The sequence below is a fragment of the Micromonospora sp. CPCC 205539 genome (genome assembly GCF_036906815.1).
Classification (GTDB): Bacteria; Actinomycetota; Actinomycetes; order Mycobacteriales; family Micromonosporaceae; genus Micromonospora.
This window is the reverse complement of record NZ_JBAKHW010000015.1, coordinates 108,906-126,345: the sequence shown is the minus strand read 5'-3', so window position 1 is coordinate 126,345 and position 17,440 is coordinate 108,906. Positions and strand designations below refer to the sequence as shown.

Here is a 17,440-nt window from a genome sequence, read left to right as displayed (position 1 = left end):
GCACGAAACGGAAACTGTCCAAGATCTGTAGGCCAGGCCCGCCGCACTGGGCAGTTTGGCGTGCTCATCCAGCACGGTGATGGTCAAACTGCGGGTGCGGCCGGCGAATGGGTCCGGCTGTCGTGCCGAGGTGCCAAGATCCGCGCACTTTCCAGGAAACTGCTGCCTCCCAAGCGGGTCGAGACAACAGTTTCCCTGAAGTTGCGCGGATCTTGACCTGGGGCGCTCAACGCAGCGCGCTCAGCCCAGCGTGATCACCTCGAACTCCGCGTGTAGCCGGCGGGTGTGGTCCACGTGCCGCGCCGGACCGGCCAGCGCGACCGCCGCCACGAGCCGCGCCTGCGTACTCGATGAGGCCAGCCGCAGTTCGACATCGCCCGGCTCGACCACCCGCCGTCCGTCGCGTCCGGTGAACGAGAGCAGGTCGGCCGGTACGGTCACCGCGATCCGGCAGGACGCGCCCGCCTCCAGTGGCACCCGCAGGTAGCCGATGAGCCGCTGTACGGGCTGCACCACCGACGCCACCGGGTCGTGGGCGTAGAGCTGCACCACCTCGCTCCCCCACCGGGCACCGCTGTTGCGCAGCGTGAACGCCAACCGCAGTTCCCCGTCGGTCTCCGCCACCGCCTGCTCGACCATCAGCTCCGACCAGTCGAATCGCGTGTAGCTGAGCCCGTGCCCGAACCCGTACGCCGGGGTGGGGTCGAGGTTGGAGACGTCACTGGCCTGCCCCAGCCGGGCGGCAAGGTAGGTGGTGGGCTGGCCGCCGGGGCTGCGCGGCACGCTGACCGGCAGCCGCCCCTGCGGCTCGACGCGTCCGCTGAGCAGCCCGGCGACCGCCGAGGTGCCCCCCTCGCCCGGGAAGAACGACTGCACGATGGCCGCCGCCTCGTCGACCGCCCGGCCCAGCGCGTACGGCCGGCCGGCCACCATCGTGACCACCACCGGCGTGCCGGTGTCCAACAGCGCGTCGAGCAGGTGCTGCTGCATCCCGGGCAGAGCCAGCGACTCCGCGTCGCAGCCCTCGCCGCTGGTGCCCTGGCCGAAGAGCCCGGCCCGGTCACCGAGGGCCGCGATCACCACGTCAGCGCCCCGGGCCGCCTCGACGGCGGCGGCGACCCCGCCGGTGTCCGGGCTGTCGATGCCCACACCCGGCGCGACGATCACCTCGCTCGCGGGGAACTCGCCGGCCAGCGCCTCGGCCAGGGTGGGCAGCTCGATCCCGACCGGGATCTGCGGGTGGCGGGACCCGACGTGCAGCGGGAACGAGTAGCAGCCGAGGGTCGCCGTTGGTGTCTCTGCCTGCGGACCGATCACCGCGATCCGCGCCGGGCGGCCCAGTGGCAGCGTGCCGTCGTTGCGCAGCAGGACGACGGCCTGCTCGGCAACCTCCCGAGCGAGCGCCCGGTTATCCGGCGGGTCCAGGTCGACGGTGCCGCGCAGCACGTCGACGTCGATGTCGGCGTCGGTGGGATCGATGCCGTCCAGTGCCGGCGGCACCGGGCTCCACCCCGCGTCGAGGAGCCCGAGTTGCCCCTTCTGGTACAGCACCCGGCGCACGGCCCGGTTCACCAGCGCCTCCGGCACCTGCCCGGCGGCGAGCGCCGCGAGCAGCGGCGGGCCGAACGTCTTCACCGTGGGCAGCTCGATGTCCACCCCGGCGGCGAGCGCGGCACCGGCCGCTTCGCCCCAGGTGCCGGCGACGCCGTGCAGGGTGCGCAGGAAGGCGATGGCGAAGTAGTCGGCGACGACCGTGCCGGTGAACCCCCACGTCTCCCGCAGCAGACCGGTCAGCAGTTGCTCGTCGACCGCCGACGGTATCCCGTCGGTGTCGGTGTAGGCGTGCATCACCGACCGGGCGCCGCTCTCGCGGACCGCCATCTCGAACGGCGGCAGGATCACGTCCGCCCGCTCCCGGGGGCCCATGCCGACCGGCGCATGGTTGCGCCCGGCCCGGGAGGCGGAGTAACCGGCGAAATGTTTGAGGGTGGCGACCACGCCCGCGGACTCCAACCCCTGGATGTACGCGGTGGCGACCGTGCCGACCAAGTAGGGGTCCTCCCCCACGGTCTCCTCGACGCGTCCCCAGCGGGCGTCGCGGACGACGTCGAGCACCGGCGCGAGCCCCTGGTGTACGCCAAGGCGACGCATGTCCGCGCCGATCGTGGCGGCCATCCGCCGGATCAGCCCGGGATCGAAGGTGGCGCCCCAGGACAACGGCACGGGGTACGCGGTCGCGCCCCAGGTGGCGAAGCCGGCCAGGCACTCCTCGTGGGCCAGAGCGGGGATGCCGAACCGGTTGGCGGCGGTGATCCGCTGCTGGGTCCGCAGCAGCGACAGCGCGCCGAGCGCCGGGTCCACCGGCGCGGTGCCGAACGGTCGGGTGAGCTGTCCGAGCCCGGTCTCCAGCAGCGTGTCGAGGTCGACCGGCTCTTCCATCTCGTGCTGGTAGGGCGCGACCTCGCCGCCGTCAGCGGACGCACCGACCCACACGCCGTAGAGCTGTGAGACCTTCTCCGCCAGGGTCATCGCGGCGACCAGGGCGTCGACGCGGATGGTCAACTCCTGCGTCGGGTCGTTCCAGATCGCGGTGCCTCGTTCGATGTCCAGGGTCACGTTGTCGGTCACTTTCCTCCGACGCCCATCAGACCCTGCACGAGGGCCCGGCGGGCGAACAGGTAGACGAGCAGGACGGGCAGCATCGACAGCACCACCGCGGCGAGCAGCCCGGGGATGTTGACGCCGTGCTCCGTTTGGAAGTTGTAGAGGCCCAGCGTGATGACCTTGGTTTCGTCCGACTGGGTCAGGATCAGTGGGAAGAGGAAGCCGTTCCAGGCCTGCAACGCGGAGAAGACCGCGATGGTGGAGACGCCACCGCGCGACAGCGGCAGCACCAGGCGTACGAACACCCGTACGGGTGACGCCCCGTCGATCGCCATCGCCTCGTACAGGTCCGAGGTGATGTCCCGCATGACGCCGCTGAGGATCAACGCGCAGACCGGCAGGCAGAACGCGGCGGTCGGCAGGATGACGCCGATCAGGTTGTCGTAGAGGCTCGCCTTGCTGATCAGGTAGAAGATCGGCACGACGACCGCCTGCGCGGGGATCGCGAGGCCGAGCAGGAACAGCCGGAACACGCCGCTGGTGAGTCGGCTACGGCTGCGCACGATGGCGTACGCCAGGGGCGGCACCAACAGCAGCACGATCGCCACCACGCTGACCGTCACCACGACGGTGTTGACGAAGTACCGGCCGAAGCCCTCGTCGAAGGCTCCGGTGTAGTTCTCCAGGGTGAAGGTGTCGGGCAGAGCGAGCGGCCCGTTCTGGCTGTAGCCGGGCCGGGTCTGCACCGTGATGGCCACCATCACGTAGATCGGCAGGCCCACCAGCAGCAGCCAGAGCACCGAGCCCACCCCGGCGATCCAGTTCGGACGGTGCCGGGTCACAGGCCCTCCATCGTGCTGCGCATCTTGTCGTACCCGGAGACCCGCACCACGATCAGCGAGATGATCGTGGCGACCACCACGAGCAGCAGCGCGATGGCCGCGCCGGCGCCGAAGTCGAAGCTGCGGAACGCCTGCTCGTACATGTAGTAGGCGCTGATGGTGGTGTCGGTGCCCGGCCCGCCCTGGGTGAGGATCAGGACGGTGTCGAAGGTGGTCAGCCCGCCGACCACCATGAGCACCACCGAGGTGATCATGGCGTTGCGCAGCTGCGGCAGGGTCACGTGCCGGAACTGACCCCAGCGTCCGGCCCCGTCGACCTCGGCGGCCTGGTAGAGCACCTCCGGGATGGCCCGCGCCGAGCCCTGGTAGATCAGCGCGTGGAACGGGATGAACTGCCAACTGCTGACGAAGACCAGTACGCCGATCGCGCCGGTCCGGCTGCCGAAGAGGTTGCCGTCGCCGAACAGCCAGCTCGCCTGCCCCGGCACCCCGAAGTTCGGGTCGAGCAGCGCGCGCCAGAGCACCGACACGGCGGTGGCGGACAACAGCAGCGGCAGGAAGTAGATGGCGGACAGGACCGCCCGGTTGCGCTGGAGCCCGGCCGCCCAGACCCCGATGAGCACGCTCAGCGGGGTCTGCACGGCGACGCCCAGCGCAGTGAGCAGCACGCTCAGCCAGAGGCTCTGGATCATCGTGGGGTCGGCGGCGAGGCGTCGCCAGTTCGCGAGGCCGACGTACTCGGCGGAGCCGATCCCGCTCCAGCTCATGAAGGAGAGGGCGACGACGAGCACCAACGGCACGATCGCGAAGAAGCCGAAGAAGAGGGTCGCGGGCAGGGCCCAGGAGAAGCCCGGGCGGCCGTGGTCAGCGCCGCCCGAGCGTCGTCCGGACCGGAGCGTCTCCGCCGTGGGGCGGGGAGCAACGGTGGTGATGGTCATGGTTGCTCGGCCGTCAGCTGGCCTGCAGCGACTGCATGGCCTTGATGAAGGCGTCCGCGCTCATCCGGCCGTTGAGGTACTGCTGCACGGCCTGGTGAATGGTGGTGGTCGCGGCCGGCGGGTACGCCTGGTCCCAGGAGAGCTGGAACGACGGCGCCTGCTTGACCAGGTCGAACTGGAACTTCGAGTACGCCGGGCTGGTGGCGGTGTCGAGGAACTTCTCGGTGTTGGTGGTGGTGGGCAGGTTACCGATGGACAACTGCGCCTTGACGAACTCGTCGGAGTACTGCAGCTTCAGGAACTCCGCCACCGCCTCCGGGTGCTTCGTCTTCTTGAGCACCGAGTAGAAGTTGTTGGTGTTGCCGGCCACGTTGCGCTGGTCGCCCTTGCCACCGGGGACGCTCGGGAAGGCACTCCACCCGAGGTCCTTGGCCGCGAAGGCCGGGTTGGCGTCGTTGTGGGTGGAGTAGTTCCAGGAGCCCATCAGCTCGAAGCCGGCTTTGCCGTTGGCGAGCAGCGCGGGCGAGCCGCCGTCGGTGAACTTCACCGAGTCGAAGTTGGTGCCGAAGGCGCCCGCGTCCTTCAGTTGGCGCAGCAGCTCCAGCGCCCGCCGGCTGTCCGGGCTGTCCCAGACGCCCTTGTCGCCGCCGAGGGCCTTCGCGAACAGCTCCGGCCCGGCCACCCGGTCGTAGAGGTACTGGTACCACATCTGGGTGGGCCACTGGTCGCCGCCGCCGAGGGCGATCGGGGTGACCTTCCTGGCCTTGAGGGTGCCCACCGCGGCGATCAGCTCGTCCCACGTCTGCGGCGGGGTGATGCCGGCGTCGGCGAGCACCTTCTTGTTGTGGAACAGCAGCACCGGCTGGGTGCCGCGCATCGGCACCCCGTACGCCTTGCCGTCCACCACCGCGGTGTTGAACACCGAGGGCAGGAAGTTGCTCTTCAGCCCGGGGTCCTTGGCGATCATGTCGTCGAGCGGCAGCAGCAGGTTGGCCTTGATGAACGGCGTGATGCTGCCGCCACCCCAGTTGAAGAAGACGTCGGGGGCCTGGTTGGTGTTGATGATGGTCTGCAGCTTGGTCTGGTAGTCCGCGCCGGGGATGGTGTCCAGCACGGCCTTGACCTTCGAGGTCTTGTTGAAGGTCTCGACGAGCTGCGTCTCCACTTTGTTGGTGGCGTCGCCGTAGACCAGGATGTGGATCTCGTCGGCGTCACCGGCGGAGTCACCGCCGCCGCAGGCGGCCAGGGGCAGCGCCAGGGCGAGGGCGGCACCGACCGCGACGGCCCGGGCGAGCCGGGATCGTACTGTCATCATCGAGCCCTTTCAGTGTGGTGGGGGGTGGTGAAAGGCGACCGATAAACTTCCGGAACATTTCCGTAACTCTGGCGAACGCTAGAACCGACCTGCCGTGTCGTCAACCCCTCGCCCGTGGGGCAAGATGACCCGAGGAACGGGCACGCCGTTCGAGACACGGGGTTGGCGACGGCTTGCGGTCGACCTTCCGGACCGGTGAAGGAGGCGCGGGTGGGCGCGGACGACGAACGCAGGGTGACCATCACCGCGATCGCGCGGGAGGCCGGGGTGTCGGTGCCGACCGTGTCCCGGGTGCTCAACGGCCGGTCCGATGTGGCCCCCGACACCCGCGAGCGGGTCGAGGAGCTGCTGCGCCACCACGGCTACCGCCGTCGCACCAGCCGCCTGGTCCGCCGCGTCGGGCTCGTCGACCTGGTCTTCAACGACCTCGACAGCCCGTGGGCCGTGGAGATCATCCGGGGCGTGGAGGACGTCGGGCACGGCGCCGGCGTCGGCACCGTGGTCTCCGCGATCCACCGGCAGTCCACCGCGGCCCGGCAGTGGCTGCAGAATCTGCGCACCAGGGCCACGGACGGGGTCATCTTCGTGACCTCCCACCTGACTCCCCCGCTGCACGCCCAGCTCCGTCGCCTCAACGTGCCGGTGGTCGTCGTCGACCCGGCCGGCGTACCGGCCATGGACGTTCCGACGATCGGCGCCACCAACTGGGCCGGCGGGCTGGCCGCGACCGAGCACCTGCTCTCGATCGGGCACCGGCGGATCGGGTTCGTGGCCGGGCCCACGCACCTGCTGTGCAGCCGGGCGCGGCTCGACGGGTACCGGGCCGGGCTGGAGGCGGCCGGGGTCCCGGTGGACGACGCGTTGGTGCACCCGGGCGACTTCTACCACGCCTCCGGGTTCGCCGCCGGCACGGCGCTGCTCGACCTCGCCGACCCGCCGACGGCCATCTTCGCGGCCAGCGACCAGATGGCCTTCGGCGTCTACGAGGCCATCCGACGCCGCGGCCTGCGGGTGCCGGACGACGTCAGCGTGGTGGGCTTCGACGACCTGCCCGAGGCCCGGTGGGCCTCGCCACCGCTGACCACCGTGCGCCAACCGCTGGTCGAGATGGGTCGGCTGGCCGCGCGGACCGTGCTGCGCCTGGCTCAGGGCGAGGGCATCGACTCACCCCGGGTGGAGCTCGCCACCGAGCTGGTCGTCCGGGACAGCACCGCGGCGCCGACCGGGCCGACCGACCGGTCGTAACGGCCGGAAGCCGTTCCGGTCCAGGCCCGAAAGTTTCGGTACCCGCGCAGCGGGCGGCGGTGATCCACCACCGCATCAGCGGGCGGACGTGACGTGGCTGGCCTCGATGCGCTGAGGCATCGCGTGAACGACCGACGCTGGCGCGGTGAGTGACCCCCCGGGCCGCTCACCGCGCCGCACGTGTCAGTGGCCGTGGTGATGCGAGCGGACCGCCCGGCGGATGTCGACCGGCAGCGCGGGTGCACCGTCGACCGGCGCCGGGTCCTCGGCGGTCGGGGCCACACCCCCGGCGGCGATCCGATCCAGGGTGGCCAGCCCGGCACCATCGACCGTGCCGAAGATCGTGTAGTTCGGGCGCAGCGCGGAGTTCGCGTACACGAGGAAGAACTGGCTGCCGTTGGTGTCCGGCCCGGCGTTGGCCATGGCCAGCACGCCCCGCGCGTACACCCGGCGCTCCCCGGTCGGGTCGGTCGGTGCCGGCGGCAGGTCGGTCGGCAGCTCGTCGCGGTACCGGTAGCCCGGGCCGCCCTCGCCGGTGCCGGACGGGTCACCGCACTGCAACACGCTCAGCGTCGGGTACGCGGTGAGCCGGTGGCACGGGGTGCGGTCGTAGAAACGCTTGCCGACCAGGTGCAGGAAGCTCTGCACGGTGCACGGCGCGGCCGCCCGGTCCAGCGTCAACCCGATCGGCCCGTGGTTGGTGGAGAGCGTCACCCGCACGGTGCCCCGGCTCGGGGTGCGCCGCGGGTCGGGCGGCAACGGCACCGGCCGGGCGGCCGGCTCGTCGGGCGTCGAGGTGTACGCGCACGGGCCGTGCGTGGTGCGCGGCGGTCGGGTGGCGGCATCGGCCTGCCGCACGTCGGTCTGCGCGGCGGACGCGGCCACCGCGGTGCCGGGCGCGGCCGGTGCGGCCACGGCGGTGGCGGACGCGCCGGCGACCAGCGCCCCGGCGAGCGCCGTCACCCCGGCGAGGCGGGTCAGCGCGCGCACCGACCGGCGGGGTGCCGCCGCGCCGGGGTGCGGTTCGAGTTCACTCGACACAGGGATCCTCCTGGACTCGTGTGGTGCCAGAAAGATCGGAGTCTATGGACACCGGGGCCGGTTGTCGATCCGTCAGGGCAGCCGACGCCGTCGCCACAGCAGCCCACCGCCGAGCAGAAGCACCCCGACGCCGCTCAGCGCGGTCACCAACCAGAGCCAGCCCGACCCGGTGTGCACAGGGCCGCTGGCGCCCGCCGGCCGGGGCGCGACCAGCGCGGACGGCGCGGCCGACGGCGTGGCGGTCAGCTCGCCCGGCTCGACCAGCCGGCCGACGGCGGCGTCGCGCGGCAGTGTGAACCCCCAGTCCAACAGCGCCGCGCCCTGCTCCCAGCCGCGCTTCGGCGCCGGCTCGGCGCCGAGCAGGGTCACCACCAGCCGCCGCCCCTCGCGCTGTGCCGCGCCGACGTAGGTGTGCCGGGCCAGGTCGGTGAAGCCGGTCTTGCCGCCGAGCGCACCCGGGTACCGGTAGATGAGCTTGTTCTCGTTCTGGATCCGGAACCCCTTGGTGCGCTGCGCCGGCTGGGCCGGTATCGACGCCTCCTCGGTGAGCGCGTACCGGCGGAAGGTCGGGTCGGCGAAGCAGGCCCGGGCGATCAGCGCCAGGTCGTACGCGCTCGTGAACTGGCCCTTGCCGTCCAGCCCGGACGGGGTGACCGCGTGCGTCTGGAGCGCACCGAGCCGGTGCGCCTGCTCGTTCATGGCCCGTACGCCACCGGCCGCGCTGTTCGTACCGCTGCCGAGCCGGGCCAGCGCGTTGGCGGCCTCGTTACCCGAGTTCAGCAGCAACCCGAGCCAGATGGTCTCGATGGTGTACCGGCCGCCCTCGACCAGCCCGACGGCGGAGGAGCCGGGCTCGATGTCCATGTCCGCCTCGGTGACGGTGACCGTCTGCCTCGGGTCCAGCCGGGGCAGCATCGTGGCCGCGAGCAGCAGCTTCTGCACGCTGGCCGGGGTGCCGTACTCGTGGGGCCCGCACCCGCCGAGCACCTGGCCGGTGTCCAGGTCCGCGACCAGCCACGAGGTGGCGGTGACCCCCGGTGGCGCGCCGACGCCCGCCGGCACGACCAGGCCGCGGGTGTCCAGCCCTGCGCCGCCGATCACCCGCTGCGCGGGCACCGCGGGCGGGGGCGAGGGGCGCGGTGGCCGGGACATCGCCGGCGCCGGCACCCGCGGGCAGCGTACGGTCGGCGCGGCAGCGGTGGCCGTGGCGGTAGGGACCGGCGCGGGAGCGAGCAGGACGGCGGTCGAGGTGATCGCCAGTAGCGCAGCTCTCATGTGCCCGACCCTAACCAACAAGATCGCCCGACGGGACTGGTTGGCCTCGCTGGTGCAGGTAGTCGTGCAGCGCGGCGCTCCCCCGCAGTCGGCGCAGGCTACGCGCGTGCAACTCCTGTTCGCGGCGGGCCAGCTCGGCACGGACCCGCTGGGCGCTGCCCGTGGTGCGCAGCTCAGCGAGCACCGCCGCGATGATCTCGAAGGGGTAGGCGCCCCGGCGTAGCAGCGCGACGACCTGCGCGGCGCGCAGCTCGCTCTCGTCGTACACCCGGTAGTTGGTCCCCGGCGTGCGGCCCGGCCGCAGCAGGCCACGCTGCTCCCACAGCCGCAGCTGCGGGGTGCGGGCCCCGACCAGGGCTGCGACCTCGCCGACGCGCAGGCCGCGGCGCGGCCCCCGCGCGGTCGGACTGGCCAGGACGGTCTCGAATGCGCCGAGCACCCGGCGGATCTCGGCGCGCTCCCGGTCCAGTTCGGCATGGCCGCCGTCGAGCGCCGCCAGCGCCGTCGGCAGGTCACCCTGGTGCACCGCCGCCATGATCTCCCGGGTACGGCCCCAGCCGTGCCCCTCGGCCAGCCGCCGCGCCACGCGCAGCGCCCGAGCGTGCTCGCTCGTGAAGATCCGGTAACCGCTCTCGGTGCGCCGCACCGGCGGCAGCACGCCCGCCTCGACGTAGTTGCGCACCTGCTGCACGGAGATCCCGGCGGTGGCGGCGAGGTCCACCGCGCGCAGGCGGTCCTTCGACTGGGCGTTCACCTCGGTCACCGTACCGGTTGCCACGTGATTTGAGACTTTCCAGGTCGTTCCGGCACAGCCAGCAGCGGAATCTCGCCGAAAGCCTCTATGTGGGTATGAATGAGACAATGTAATGCGTCAGGTGCCCGGCGGGGTTGGTCCCGCCATGAGTCTGTGAAGGGTTCGCATGCCGCATCCAGCTTGGTCCGCCGCCGACAGCCACGACATGATCGAGGTACGCGGAGCGCGGGAGAACAATCTCGCCGGCGTCTCGGTCGACATCCCCAAGCGCCGGTTGACGGTCTTCACCGGTGTCTCCGGCTCGGGCAAGTCGTCGCTCGTCTTCGGCACCATCGCGGCCGAGTCCCAGCGCCTGATCAACGAGACCTACAGCGCCTTCCTCCAGTCGTTCATGCCCAACCTGAACCGGCCCGACGTCGACTCGCTGCGCAACCTCGGCGCGGCCATCGTGGTCGACCAGGAACGGATGGGCGTCAACTCCCGCTCCACCGTCGGCACCGCCACCGACGCGTACGCGATGCTGCGGATCGTCTTCAGTCGGCTCGGTGAGCCGTCGGTGGGCGGCTCCGGCGCGTTCAGCTTCAACCTGGCCGAGGGCATGTGCCCCGCCTGTGAGGGGCTCGGCCGCGTGTCCGACCTCGATGTGCACGAGCTGGTGGACGTCGAGCGCTCGCTCAACGACGGGGCGATAACCGCGCCGAACTTCGCGGTCGACTCCTGGTACTGGCAGACCATCGTCGGCTCCGGCCTGTTCGACCCCGACGTCAAACTGCAGGACTTCACCCCGCAGCAGTGGGACGACTTCCTCTACAAGCCGGCCACCAAAATCAAGATGGGCAGCAACAACTGGACGTACGAGGGCCTGGTGGTAAAGATCAAGCGGCTCTACCTCGCCAAGGACCGCGAGTCGATGCAGGGGCACACCCGCGCCTTCGTCGACCGGGCGTTCACCTTCACCACCTGCGTCCAGTGTGGCGGCACCCGGCTGAACGCGGCGGCGCTGTCGTCACAGATCGCCGGGCGCAACATCGCCGAGTGCTCCGCCATGCAGATCAGCGACCTGGCCGCCTTCGTCCGGGGTATCGACGACCCGGCGGTGGCCCCGCTGGTCGCCAACCTGCGTGACCTGTTGGAATCACTGGTCGAGATCGGGCTGGGCTACCTCAGCCTCGACCGTGAGTCGGCGACCCTCTCCGGCGGTGAGGCGCAGCGGGTCAAGATGGTCCGGCACCTCGGCTCCAGCCTCTCCGACGTCACGTACGTCTTCGACGAACCCACCGTCGGCCTGCACCCGCACGACATCGCCCGGATGAACGACCTGCTGCTGCGGCTGCGGGACAAGGGCAACACCGTGCTGGTGGTCGAGCACAAGCCGGAGACCATCGGGATCGCCGACCACGTCGTCGACCTCGGGCCGGGCGCCGGCACCGCCGGTGGCCAGATCTGCTTCACCGGTGACGTCGCCGAGCTACGCCGCTCCGGCACGCTCACCGGCCGGCACCTGGACCACCGGGTGTCCCTGCGCGCCGATGTACGCCCACCCACCGGGCAGCTCGCCATTCGCCAGGCCGACCTGCACAACCTGCACGACGTGGACGTCGACATTCCACTCGGCGTGCTCACCGTGGTCACCGGCGTCGCCGGCTCCGGCAAGAGCTCACTGATCCACGGGTCGCTACGCGGCCGAACCGGAGTCGTGATCGTCGACCAGTCCGCGATCCGCGGGTCACGCCGCAGCAACCCGGCCACCTACAGCGGGGTGCTCGACCCGATCCGCACCGCCTTCGCGAAGGCGAACGGGGTCAAGGCGGCACTGTTCAGCGCCAACTCGGAAGGCGCCTGCCCCGCCTGCAAGGGCATCGGCCTGATCTACACGGACCTGGCGATGATGGCCGGCGTGGCGAGCGTCTGCGAACGGTGCGACGGTCGGCGGTTCACCGACGAGGTGCTCACGTACACCCTGCGCGGCAGGAACATCAGCGAGGTGCTGGCCATGTCGGTCACCGAGGCGCACGTGTTCTTCCCGAGCGGGCCGGCGCACGTCATCCTCGGCCGGCTGGTCGACGTGGGGTTGGGCTACCTCAGCCTCGGCCAGCCGCTGACCACCCTCTCCGGCGGCGAACGGCAACGACTCAAGCTCGCCATCCACCTGGCCGAGAAGACCAGCACGTACGTACTGGACGAGCCGACCACCGGCCTGCACCTGGCCGACGTGGACCAACTCCTGGCCCTCCTGGACCGCATGGTCGACGCCGGCAACACGGTGATCGTCATCGAGCACCACCAGGCCGTCATGGCGCACGCCGACTGGCTCATCGACCTGGGCCCGGGTGCCGGACACGATGGCGGACGGATCGTCTTCACCGGCACACCGGCCGAACTGGTCGCGCACGGCGACACCCTCACCGCCGACCACCTGCGCGAATACGTCAGCGAGCCGGTGTTGGCAGGCTAGCCGGGGCTGAGGCGCTCACGGCGACGGCCGCTGTCGTGGCATCGTGGCGGCCTCGTGGCGCCGGGGCAGCCTCGTGGCGCCGGGCGGCGGCCGTGGCGCCGGGCGGCGGCCGTGGCGCCGGGCGGCGGCCGTCAGGCGACCCGGCGCAGCCAGCGCCGCTGCCAGGGGGTCTCCACCGCCTGCGGGTTATAGCCAGCCCGGACCCACGGCACCGCCCGTTCAGCCGGCAGGCCGTCGAGGATCGCCAGCGCGGCCAACGCCGTACCGGTGCGCCCCACCCCACCCCGACACGCCACCTCGACCCGCTCACCGTCGTGCGCCCGGCGCAACGCCGCCCGCAAGGCATCAAGCGCGTCGGCCCGGTCGAGCGGCACCCAAAAGTCGGGCCACCGGATCCGCCGGTGCGGCCAGGGCGGCACCGGCCCGGGTGCTAACAGCAGGGCGAAGTCGGCGGGCGAGGCGACCGCACCGACGCGGCGGCCGCGCACCGTAACTCCGCTGGGCAGTACGAGCAAACCCGGCTGCTCGGACCAGCTCTGCGCGACATTCACCTCAGCATTGTGCCGGGACGGCGGCTCCGAGCAGATACCGCCACGGTTGAGCACAGACAGCACCGCCCCCGGCGGGTGAGCCGGGGGCGGCGCTGGTGTCGGTGTGCAGGTCGCCTCTCGGCGAGTGGCGCGACGCGGCTCCAGCCGAACGGTATTCCGCGAAGGCGATATTAGGTGAGGCCCGGGGACACTGGATCACACCGACACATGTGCACAACCACCCGACACCCAGCCTTGTTCCCGCTCGTCCCTGCTACCCCGGCTCGCCCCTGCGTGAACTCCGCCTTTGCCTCCTGCGCTGACCCGCGCCCGGTGAGCACGTCGTCCTGGGCGGTCGAGTCGTCATCGGCGGTGTCGGGCAGCCGCTGACCCGGTGGCCCACCCCAGAGGCCCAGAGGCCCAGAGGCCCGGCGACCCAACGGCCCCAGCGACCCGGCGACCCGGCGACCCAACGGCCCCGGCGACCCCGCGACCCAACGGCCCCGGCGACCCCGCGACCCAACGGCCCCGGCGACCCCGCGACCCAACGGCCCCGGCGACCCCGCGACCCAACGGCCCCGGCGACCCCGCGACCCAACGGCCCCGGCGACCCCGCGACCCAACGGCCCCGGCGACCCCGCGACCCAACGGCCCCGGCGACCCCTCGACCCAACGGCCCCGGCGACCCCTCGACCCAACGGCCCCGGCGACCCCTCGACCCAACGGCCCCGGCGACCCCTCGACCAAAGGGCCCCGGCGACCCAGCGACCCGGCGCCTGGCGGCCCACTCGCCCACTCGCCCACTCGCCCACTCGCCCACTGGCGAGATCTTGGACAGTTTCCGTTCGCGCGGAACGGAAACTGTCCAAGATTGCCGGCGGTGCGCGCTGATCGGCGTGCTGCAGGCATGGAGATGCCGCTGGCCGGCATCCGGTGTTCGGGTGCCGACCAGCGGTTCGAGTCTTGCGGCGGTGGAGATGCCGCTGGCCAGCACCCCGAAGTTCAGGGTGCCGGCCAGCGGTCGGGGTTGTTCGGTGGTGCTGGGGTCAGCTGTTCCAGTACTGGGCAACCAGGTCGGCGGCCTGCTGCTCCCACTGGGCGTAGGCGTCCGGGTAGGCCGACACCTGCACCGTCTGCGCGGCCTCGGTCAGCGGCATGTCCTGCCAACCATCAACCTGGCGCAGACCCTTCAGGAACGCGGTCGTCGCGTAAGCCGGGTCGGTGATCTGCTCCGGGGTGCCCCAACCACTGGACGGGCGCTGCTGGAACAGGCCCAGCGAGTCGTGGTCGTTGGCATCACCCAGGTGACCCAGGTTCTCCAGCTTCGACTCCTGCAAGCTCGTCGCGATCGAGATGACCGCCGCCCGCTCCGGCAGACCCGCCTTCTTCGTGGCCGCGATGATCGCCTTCGCATCAGCGATCTGCTCACCGTCGAGGGTGATCTTCGACTGCTCACCCTGGGTGCCGTGCGGGATCAGCTTGCCCATGTCCGGCTTGTCGGCCTGCACCACGGCGACCGACTTCGCGTCCGCGCCCGGGCTTACGGCGTGAGCGATCGGGCCAGCGGCCACACCACCGGCGAAAGCCAGACCAGCAATGGACAGGACGCTGTTACGAATGATCGTGTTCATGGGGGTAGCTCCTTCGGGGGTAGACGCCCGCGGTGCCCAACGGCCTACGGGTGTGAGCACCTCGTCCGGCGCTGCAAATACGGGGGAAGTCTCTTCGGCTGCCTACGGGCGGGGGCCTCGTGGCGCCGGGTCCAGATGTAACGACTGCCAAGCCGATGTCATTCCGGGCCGGGGCGACCCACCGGCCACGCTGTCGCCTCGGGCCGAGGCCGCAGGCATCCTGTCGAACAGGGCCCGGGCCGAGAACGGAGGCAACTTGTCGAACATGCCTCGGGCCGAGGTCGTAGGCACCTTGTCGAACAGGGCCCGGGCGGTCGTTCGGGGATCTGCAACGACCGGGCGAGGGCCGGCATTCCAGCCCCGGGGCCGGGGCCGGTGGTCCTGCGATCGTCAGGGTGTGTAACGACCCCGGGCCCGCCCCGATTCCACCACCCGAGTGCAGCCGGTCACACGCCAGACATGGTCATACCGGACAGACCCCCCGATCTTCCGGCGTCACGGGCGTCTGATTGGCCGGATCAGGCATGATCAACTCAAGATCGCTGATACCGGGGTTTCCGCGGCGGGCGGACACGCCGACATCATTGACGTCGAGTCGATCAAAGCAGGAGAGCCCTGCAGGGGCGACTTCGCACAGCCGGCCACACCGGGCGCCCACGACCACCGCCCCCAATGCACCCACCGCATCCACCGCCCTCACGGCACACACGGCACTCACGGCACCCACGGCACCCAACGCACCCACCGCCGCCCTCACGGCACCCACCGCCCTCACGGCACCCACGGCACTCACGGCACCCACCGCACCCACCGCACCCACGCACCCACGCACCCACCGCACCCACCGCACCCACCGCACCCACCGCACCCAACGCACCCAACGCGCCCAGCGCACCCAGCGCACCCACCGCCCTCACGGCACCCACGGCACTCACGGCACTCACGGCACTCACGGCACCCACCGCACCCACCGCACCCACGGCACCCACGGCACCCAACGCGCCCAGCGCACCCATCGCACCCACCGCCCTCACGGCACCCACGGCACCCACGGCACCCGGCTCACACCGGGACCCCAACCCCATCCCGAACGCCGCTCGCAAAGATCCACACACTTCCGGGGAAACTGCTGCCTCGATGCGGCGGGAGGCAGCAGTTTCCCCGACGTTGTGCGGATCTAGGTTGTCGTCACCCGGGACCGCCCGGCGCCTCCGGGGGGTGATCGACTCCGGATCCGGGATGTTGGGGTGTCCCGTTGACTCGGACACCCCGACATTGCTGAAACGGGGTCGATCAGCCGGAACTCCTACCCAGGGATGAGGCCGTGCTCCGACCGTTGGCCGCGATCGGGGCTCCTGGTCGGGCGCGGCTGGGTAGCGCATTAACCAGCATCTACAGACATGACTACCGCAGCGCGCCGGGCGGCACACTGGCACCGCCCACTGATGGTCTTCGTCTCGATGATGGCGGTGCTCGCCCTCGTCGCCGCGGTCGGCATCGTGACCGACTCGCGCATCCTCACCGGTGCGCCGATCTGGCTCAAGCCGTTCAAGTTCGCCGTGTCCTTTGTGCTGTACGGATTGACCCTCGCCTGGATGCTCTCCCTGCTGCCGAAACGGAGCCGGGTCGCGGAGTGGGCCGGCACCGTCATCGTGGCCACGGCAGTGATCGAGATGGCGCTGATCGTCGGGCAGGTGGTACGCGGGAAGACCAGCCACTTCAACGGTACGACCCCGCTGGACGGCATCCTGTTCTCGCTGATGGGCGCATCGATCATGGTGCTGTTCATCGCGCACTTCATCCTCGGGATCGCGGTGCTGCGCCAACGGATCGGGGACCGGGCCGCCAAGCAGGCGATCGGTTGGGGGCTCGGCCTGTCCCTGCTGGGCATGCTCGCGGCGATACCGATGGTGCTGCCCAGCCAGGAGCCGGGGATCGACGGCATCAGCGGAGCGCACAGCGTAGGCGTGCTGGACGGTGGGCCGGGACTGCCGCTGTTCGGCTGGAGCACCACCGGTGGTGACCTGCGGATCGGGCACTTCGTGGGCCTGCACGCCCTCCAGGCGCTGCCGATCCTGGCGATCCTGCTGAGCCGGTTCCTCGGCACGCGGCTGGACGAGGCGATTCGCGCACGGCTGCTGGTCGTCGCGGGCGCGGCGTACGGCGTACTCACGGTGTTCTTGACCTGGCAGGCCCTGCGCGGGCAGCCTCTGCTGCGTCCGGACGCGCTCACCGCGGTGGCCTTCCTGGCCCTGGCGGTCGCGACCGTGACCGCCGTCGGCCTGGTCGTGGTGCGTCGGCGCCGACCTGACCTGGAGCTGGCCGCATGACCGAGACGCTGTTCACGCTGACCTTCGCGGTGGCCGCGCCGTTCTGGGCGTTGATGATCCTGCTGCCGCGCTGGTCCTGGACCGCCCGGATCATCTCGTCGCCGTTGATCGTGCTGCCGGTCGTGGTGATCTACGCGGTGCTGGTGATTCCGGCCTTCGACGTCGTGCTGCCGGCCGTGGCGGCACCGAGCCTGGACGGCGTACGAGAACTGCTCGGCACCTTCGACGGTGCGGCGGCCGGGTGGGCGCACATGATCGCGTTCGACCTGTTCGTCGGCCGGTGGGCCTGGTTGGACAGTCGGGAGCGGGGTGTGCCGGCGCTGGTCATGGCGCCGGTGCTGGTGGTGACGATTCTGCTGGGGCCGCTCGGCCTGGCGGCCTACCTCGCGGTCCGGAGCAGGTGGGTCCCTTCGCCGGGGGCTGCCGACGCCGAGCCTCGACGCCTAGGCTGACCGGCGTGGGGTGGTTGGGGCGGCTGTT

General features: G+C 71.2%; 13 protein-coding genes. 4 read left to right on the top strand and 9 right to left on the bottom strand.

Going from position 1 to position 17,440, the window contains the following annotated elements:
- Positions 1-240 precede the first annotated feature (240 nt).
- The 4 genes from V6V47_RS15800 to V6V47_RS15785 are packed head-to-tail and all read right to left on the bottom strand — an operon-like array spanning position 241 to position 5,696.
- Positions 241-2,628 carry a beta-glucosidase family protein gene (locus tag V6V47_RS15800; RefSeq protein ID WP_334628967.1) on the bottom strand — a complete coding sequence of 796 codons (2,388 nt, stop codon included), beginning with the start codon at positions 2,626-2,628 and terminating at the stop codon, positions 241-243.
- A complete protein-coding gene (locus V6V47_RS15795) occupies positions 2,625-3,446 on the bottom strand; it encodes a carbohydrate ABC transporter permease (RefSeq protein ID WP_334628966.1) in 822 nt (273 codons plus the stop codon). Before V6V47_RS15795 ends, V6V47_RS15800 begins: the two co-directional genes overlap by 4 nt.
- Positions 3,443-4,384: a carbohydrate ABC transporter permease gene (locus tag V6V47_RS15790; RefSeq protein WP_334628965.1), complete on the bottom strand. Its 942-nt coding sequence runs from the start codon at positions 4,382-4,384 to the stop codon at positions 3,443-3,445. The genes V6V47_RS15795 and V6V47_RS15790 overlap by 4 nt, the downstream gene beginning before the upstream one ends.
- Positions 4,385-4,397: 13 nt before the next feature.
- Positions 4,398-5,696: an extracellular solute-binding protein gene (locus V6V47_RS15785; protein ID WP_334628964.1), complete on the bottom strand. Its 1,299-nt coding sequence runs from the start codon at positions 5,694-5,696 to the stop codon at positions 4,398-4,400.
- Between the two features lie 213 nt (positions 5,697-5,909).
- On the opposite strand from V6V47_RS15785, the gene V6V47_RS15780 reads away from it, so the two are divergent.
- On the top strand, positions 5,910-6,944 hold the full coding sequence (locus V6V47_RS15780; RefSeq protein ID WP_334628963.1) for a LacI family DNA-binding transcriptional regulator: 1,035 nt from the start codon (positions 5,910-5,912) through the stop codon (positions 6,942-6,944).
- 183 nt (positions 6,945-7,127) lie between these two features.
- Here the strand turns inward: V6V47_RS15780 and V6V47_RS15775 are convergent, their stop codons facing one another.
- From V6V47_RS15775 to V6V47_RS15765, 3 genes are all read right to left on the bottom strand, one after another.
- Positions 7,128-7,985 carry a peptidylprolyl isomerase gene (locus V6V47_RS15775; RefSeq protein ID WP_334628962.1) on the bottom strand — a complete coding sequence of 286 codons (858 nt, stop codon included), beginning with the start codon at positions 7,983-7,985 and terminating at the stop codon, positions 7,128-7,130.
- A 72-nt stretch (positions 7,986-8,057) separates the two neighbouring features.
- Complete coding sequence (locus V6V47_RS15770; protein ID WP_334628961.1) at positions 8,058-9,260, bottom strand: D-alanyl-D-alanine carboxypeptidase family protein; 1,203 nt, start codon at positions 9,258-9,260, stop codon at positions 8,058-8,060.
- Between the two features lie 10 nt (positions 9,261-9,270).
- Positions 9,271-10,038, bottom strand: a complete 768-nt coding sequence (locus tag V6V47_RS15765; protein ID WP_334628960.1) for a MerR family transcriptional regulator — start codon at positions 10,036-10,038, stop codon at positions 9,271-9,273.
- Positions 10,039-10,180: 142 nt separating this feature from the next.
- On the opposite strand from V6V47_RS15765, the gene V6V47_RS15760 reads away from it, so the two are divergent.
- The gene (locus V6V47_RS15760) at positions 10,181-12,469 is read left to right on the top strand and encodes an excinuclease ABC subunit UvrA (protein ID WP_334628959.1); all 2,289 of its coding nucleotides are present in this window, start codon (positions 10,181-10,183) and stop codon (positions 12,467-12,469) included.
- 131 nt (positions 12,470-12,600) lie between these two features.
- Here V6V47_RS15760 and V6V47_RS15755 read toward each other — a convergent pair whose 3' ends face one another.
- Together V6V47_RS15755 and V6V47_RS15750 are read right to left on the bottom strand one after the other, a co-directional pair.
- Positions 12,601-13,020, bottom strand: coding sequence for a protein-tyrosine phosphatase family protein (locus tag V6V47_RS15755; RefSeq protein ID WP_334628958.1), 420 nt, complete (start codon positions 13,018-13,020; stop codon positions 12,601-12,603).
- A 1,025-nt stretch (positions 13,021-14,045) separates the two neighbouring features.
- Positions 14,046-14,630, bottom strand: coding sequence for a hypothetical protein (locus tag V6V47_RS15750; RefSeq protein ID WP_334628957.1), 585 nt, complete (start codon positions 14,628-14,630; stop codon positions 14,046-14,048).
- A gap of 1,400 nt (positions 14,631-16,030) precedes the next feature.
- Here V6V47_RS15750 and V6V47_RS15745 point away from each other — a divergent pair.
- Both V6V47_RS15745 and V6V47_RS15740 read left to right on the top strand, forming a co-directional pair.
- Complete coding sequence (locus V6V47_RS15745; RefSeq protein WP_334628956.1) at positions 16,031-16,960, top strand: hypothetical protein; 930 nt, start codon at positions 16,031-16,033, stop codon at positions 16,958-16,960.
- Positions 16,957-17,412 carry an ABA4-like family protein gene (locus V6V47_RS15740; protein ID WP_334628955.1) on the top strand — a complete coding sequence of 152 codons (456 nt, stop codon included), beginning with the start codon at positions 16,957-16,959 and terminating at the stop codon, positions 17,410-17,412. The genes V6V47_RS15745 and V6V47_RS15740 overlap by 4 nt, the downstream gene beginning before the upstream one ends.
- Positions 17,413-17,440 lie beyond the last annotated feature (28 nt).

Coding starts and splice junctions, on each gene's coding strand:
- V6V47_RS15790 (WP_334628965.1), bottom strand. CDS start 4,384: ATGACCATCACCACCGTTGCTCCCCGCCCCACGGCGGAGACGCTCCGG.
- V6V47_RS15785 (WP_334628964.1), bottom strand. CDS start 5,696: ATGACAGTACGATCCCGGCTCGCCCGGGCCGTCGCGGTCGGTGCCGCC.
- V6V47_RS15770 (WP_334628961.1), bottom strand. CDS start 9,260: ATGAGAGCTGCGCTACTGGCGATCACCTCGACCGCCGTCCTGCTCGCT.
- V6V47_RS15760 (WP_334628959.1), top strand. CDS start 10,181: ATGCCGCATCCAGCTTGGTCCGCCGCCGACAGCCACGACATGATCGAG.
- V6V47_RS15750 (WP_334628957.1), bottom strand. CDS start 14,630: ATGAACACGATCATTCGTAACAGCGTCCTGTCCATTGCTGGTCTGGCT.
- V6V47_RS15745 (WP_334628956.1), top strand. CDS start 16,031: ATGACTACCGCAGCGCGCCGGGCGGCACACTGGCACCGCCCACTGATG.
- V6V47_RS15740 (WP_334628955.1), top strand. CDS start 16,957: ATGACCGAGACGCTGTTCACGCTGACCTTCGCGGTGGCCGCGCCGTTC.